The sequence below is a fragment of the Burkholderia sp. Ax-1720 genome (genome assembly GCF_011753035.1).
In the GTDB taxonomy this organism is placed as follows: domain Bacteria; phylum Pseudomonadota; class Gammaproteobacteria; order Burkholderiales; family Burkholderiaceae; genus Burkholderia; species Burkholderia gladioli.
In genome coordinates, this window is record NZ_VWWK01000324.1 from 1 (window position 1) to 3,648 (window position 3,648).

Sequence of the window (3,648 nt, forward strand, 5' to 3'; positions counted from 1 at the left end):
CGCAGGCGGCCGAGCGCGAGGTGGCGGTGCCGCTCGCGGCCGGCGGCAGCACGCCCGGCATCGAGCTGCGGCTCAGCGGCGAGCCGGCCGGTGCATCGGGCAGTGTGGGTGCATCGGGCGCGGCTGCCGGCAAGACCGTGGTGGCCCGGCTCGTCGCACGCGGCGCGCATGTCTACCAGGCCGTGGCGATCGCCGATGCGCCGCTGCCGCCCGAGGCGCTCGATCAGTTCCTCGGTTCCTTCAAGCTCGATTGAGGCACGCGTTCGCGGCGCGCGACCGAAGGGTGCGTCGCACTGCCGCAATGTGTGGACGAAGTGAAGGCGCGGTCGAGGAAAACCTCGCTAGTGGTCGGATTTCACAAGGCTTTTCGGCTATCCACAGCGGATGTGGATAACTTTGTTGACAAACCCTCGAATCGTGCCCCGAGAACGGCTTCACGCCGCTTTCAAACCGGTTTCATTGATATTCGGCGAGGAAAAAACACTTGACGATTCAGTGGCTTGCGAGCGTTCTCGCGGGTACGCGCGATGCGTCGCCGCGCGAGTGATCGATACCGGTAAATGTGTATAAGTCAAGTCTTGACAGCGAGGCATTTCGGCTCAAACCAGCTCGATCGCGCGCCGATAACGGATCGCCTCGCCGATCTGCGCGGCGTCCGGCTGCGCATCGCCGGCAAGATCGGCGATCGTGCGCGCAACTTTCAGCACCCGGTAATAGGCTCGCGCCGACCAGTGGAAGCGCTCGCCGGCCTCGCGCAGCAGGCGCTCTCCCTCGGCGCCGGGGCGGCAGAAGCGATCGGTCTCGCGTCCGCCCAGCATCTGGTTGGTGCAGCCCTGGCGCGCCAGTTGTCGATCGCGCGCGGCCGCCACGCGCCGCGCGACCGTCGCGCTGGCCTCGGCCGGGCGCGTGCCGCGCTCGGCCAGCTCGGCGGGCGACAGCGCGGGCAGGGCGACCTGCAGGTCGATGCGATCCACCAGCGGTCCCGACAGCTTGCGCAGGTAGCGCGTGGCCACCTCGGGCGTGCAGCGGCAGCGGCCCGAGGGATCGCCGCGCCAGCCGCAGGGACAGGGGTTCATCGCCGCGACCAGCTGGCAGGCGGCGGGGAAGTCGGCCTGCAGGCCGACCCGCGAGATCGTGATGCGGCCGGCTTCGAGCGGCTCGCGCAGCATCTCCAGCACGTGGCGATCGAATTCGGGAAGCTCGTCGAGGAACAGCACGCCTAGATGGGCCAGCGTGATCTCGCCCGGCTGCGGGGGATTGCGGCCGCCGACCAGGGCCGCCGCGCTCGAGGAGTGATGCGGCGTGCGAAACGGCCGGCGCCGCCACGAAGCGGGCGAGAAGCCCACGCGGCTGGCCGACAGCAGGGCCGCCGAAACCAGCGCCTCCTCGTCGGTCATGGGTGGCAGCAGCCCCGGCAAGCGCGCGGCCAGCATTGATTTGCCGGCGCCGGGCGGGCCGATCATCAGCAGGTGATGGCCGCCCGCGGCGGCGATTTCCAATGCGCGCTTGGCGCCTTGCTGGCCGACCACCTCGGCCAGGTCGGGAGCATTGGCTGCGGGCGTTGAATCGGGCGATGGCGCGGCGATCGGTGACAGCCGCGCCTCGTCGGCACCGGCCAGGTGCGCGCAGAGCGCGGGCAGGTCGGGCGCGCCGTAGACGGTGACGCCCGGCACCAGCGCGGCTTCCGCCGCGCTGTCCAGCGGCAGGTACAGCTCGGGTCCCCCGGATGGCGGGGGCAGGCCGCGCGGCGCGCGACGGCGGCGGGCGCCGGCGTTGCCGGTCGGCGCGGCGTCCTGGCCGGCTTCGGCGTCGCCGTCATGGCGTCCACCTGCGCCGCCCTCATCCGCATCGATGCTTTCTCCAGCACCAATGTTCTCGTCGGTGCCCACGTCCTCACCCGCCCCGACATTGTTCGCTGCCGCCGCCTCGCGCCGCCGGCCTTCCGCCAGCTCCCCGCGTGCCGTCCCGCAAGCCATCGCGAAGGCGCCGCGCATCGGCCTGAGCGCGCCCGTCAGCGACAGCTCGCCGGCGAATTCGCGGCCGGCCAGCACGCCGGGCGGCAACTGCCCGTTCGCGGCCAGGATGCCGAGGGCGATCGGCAGGTCGAAGCGTCCCGATTCCTTGGGCAGGTCGGCCGGGGCCAGATTGACGGTGATGCGGCGCACCGGGAAGTCGAAGCCGCAGTTCTGCAGGGCCGCGCGCACGCGCTCGCGGCTCTCGCGTACTTCCAGGTCGGGCAGGCCGACGATCGAGAACGAGGGCAGGCCATTGGCCAGGTGGACTTCGACGGTGACTTCCGGCGCACGGCCGGCAGCGGGCGCGCGCGAGCGCACGACGGCAAGCGACATGGGGCACTCCTGGAGGCGGCCGAGGGAGGCTCTGGCTGCCGTTCGGGGATTCCGTTGAGCGGGTGCGCGCTTGCCGGCGTGGCGCGGGCGGGTGCTGCGGGGAGTCGCGGCCGGAGCCGCGACGGGGGATCAGAGGCCCGAGGGGCGCTCGTTGAGCTTGCGTTCGAGATCGGCGACGCGGCGCTCGAGCTCCTCGAGGCGCGCGCGGGTGCGGGCCAGCACCTGGGTCTGGGTGTCGAATTCCTCGCGCGTTACGAGGTCGAGCTTCGAGAAGCCCTGGGTGAGCATGGCCTTGACGTTGCGTTCGACATCCTTGGCCGGCGAATTCTTCAGCAGATCGCTGACGCGCGACTGCAGATCGTTGAAAACGTCGCTGGGTTGTTTCATGGTGTTCCCCTTCTCTGCACAAAAAATGTGCAAATTCCGTTGCGTTCGTGCCGACAAGGCGCGCATGAGCGGATTTGGTGCGCGCCGCCGGCCCGTTTCCGGGCATCGCGCGCCCCGTTGCGGCGCGCCGGATGCCCCGGACGTGCGTGCACTCTAACAACCTTCCATTACGCACGCCAGCGAAGTGCCGCCGCGCTGGCCGTTCGGCCGGGTATTCCGGGCCGCCGGGCGGCGCGCGCGATGGTTCGGACCGCGACATGGCACGCGAGTTGCTGAGTGTGTCCCGCTACCCACGGAACGCGGTGAGTCGGACCACCGCCCGGACCACCAGAAAAGCGAGAGGACTTCATGAAACTGATTACCGCAATCATCAAGCCGTTCAAGCTCGATGAGACGCGCGAGGCGCTCTCGGCGCTCGGCGTCTCGGGCATCACGGTGACGGAGGTGAAGGGCTTCGGCCGCCAGAAGGGCCATACCGAGCTCTATCGCGGCGCCGAATACGTCGTCGATTTCCTGCCGAAGATGAAGATCGAGGCCGCCGTGTCCGACGACCTGGTCGACCAGGCGGTCGAGGCGATCGAGCGGGCGGCCCGCACGGGGAAGATCGGCGACGGCAAGATCTTCGTCACGCCGATCGAACAGGTTATCCGGATTCGCACCGGGGAGACGGGCGCCGACGCCCTGTAAGTCAATAAAACGACAAGCGACAAGAGGAAACCCAAGATGCGCAAATTTTTGATGTCATTGCTGATGGCCGGCTCGCTGGTGGCGACCGGGATCGGCGCCGCGATGGCCGACGACGCCTCGTCCGCCCCCGCCGCAGCCTCGGCTGCCGTGGCCTCCGATACCACGGCCAGCGCGCCGGCGGCCGCCAGCGCGGCACCTGCGCCGGCCACCGCTTCCGCGGCCACCG

At 70.0% G+C, this 3,648-nt stretch carries 2 protein-coding genes and 4 pseudogenes; 3 read left to right on the top strand and 3 right to left on the bottom strand.

Annotated features, from left to right (window positions below; all coding sequences use genetic code 11):
- Window positions 1–254 (top strand): annotated as a pseudogene (locus F3J18_RS36080) (hypothetical protein); the annotation flags it as partial.
- Window positions 255–599: 345 nt separating this feature from the next.
- Here the strand turns inward: F3J18_RS36080 and F3J18_RS38735 are convergent.
- The 3 genes and pseudogenes from F3J18_RS38735 to F3J18_RS36090 form a co-directional block, all read right to left on the bottom strand.
- Window positions 600–1,715 (bottom strand): annotated as a pseudogene (locus F3J18_RS38735) (YifB family Mg chelatase-like AAA ATPase); the annotation flags it as partial.
- Between the two features lie 225 nt (window positions 1,716–1,940).
- Window positions 1,941–2,348, bottom strand: a pseudogene (locus F3J18_RS38740) (magnesium chelatase domain-containing protein); the annotation flags it as partial.
- Window positions 2,349–2,477: 129 nt separating this feature from the next.
- Window positions 2,478–2,735, bottom strand: a complete 258-nt coding sequence (locus tag F3J18_RS36090) for an accessory factor UbiK family protein (RefSeq protein WP_013699477.1) — start codon at window positions 2,733–2,735, stop codon at window positions 2,478–2,480.
- A gap of 348 nt (window positions 2,736–3,083) precedes the next feature.
- Here F3J18_RS36090 and F3J18_RS36095 point away from each other — a divergent pair, with 348 nt between their 5' ends.
- Both F3J18_RS36095 and F3J18_RS36100 read left to right on the top strand, forming a co-directional pair.
- Complete coding sequence (locus F3J18_RS36095) at window positions 3,084–3,422, top strand: P-II family nitrogen regulator (protein ID WP_006398175.1); 339 nt, start codon at window positions 3,084–3,086, stop codon at window positions 3,420–3,422.
- Window positions 3,423–3,458: 36 nt separating this feature from the next.
- Window positions 3,459–3,648, top strand: a pseudogene (locus F3J18_RS36100) (ammonia channel protein); the annotation flags it as partial.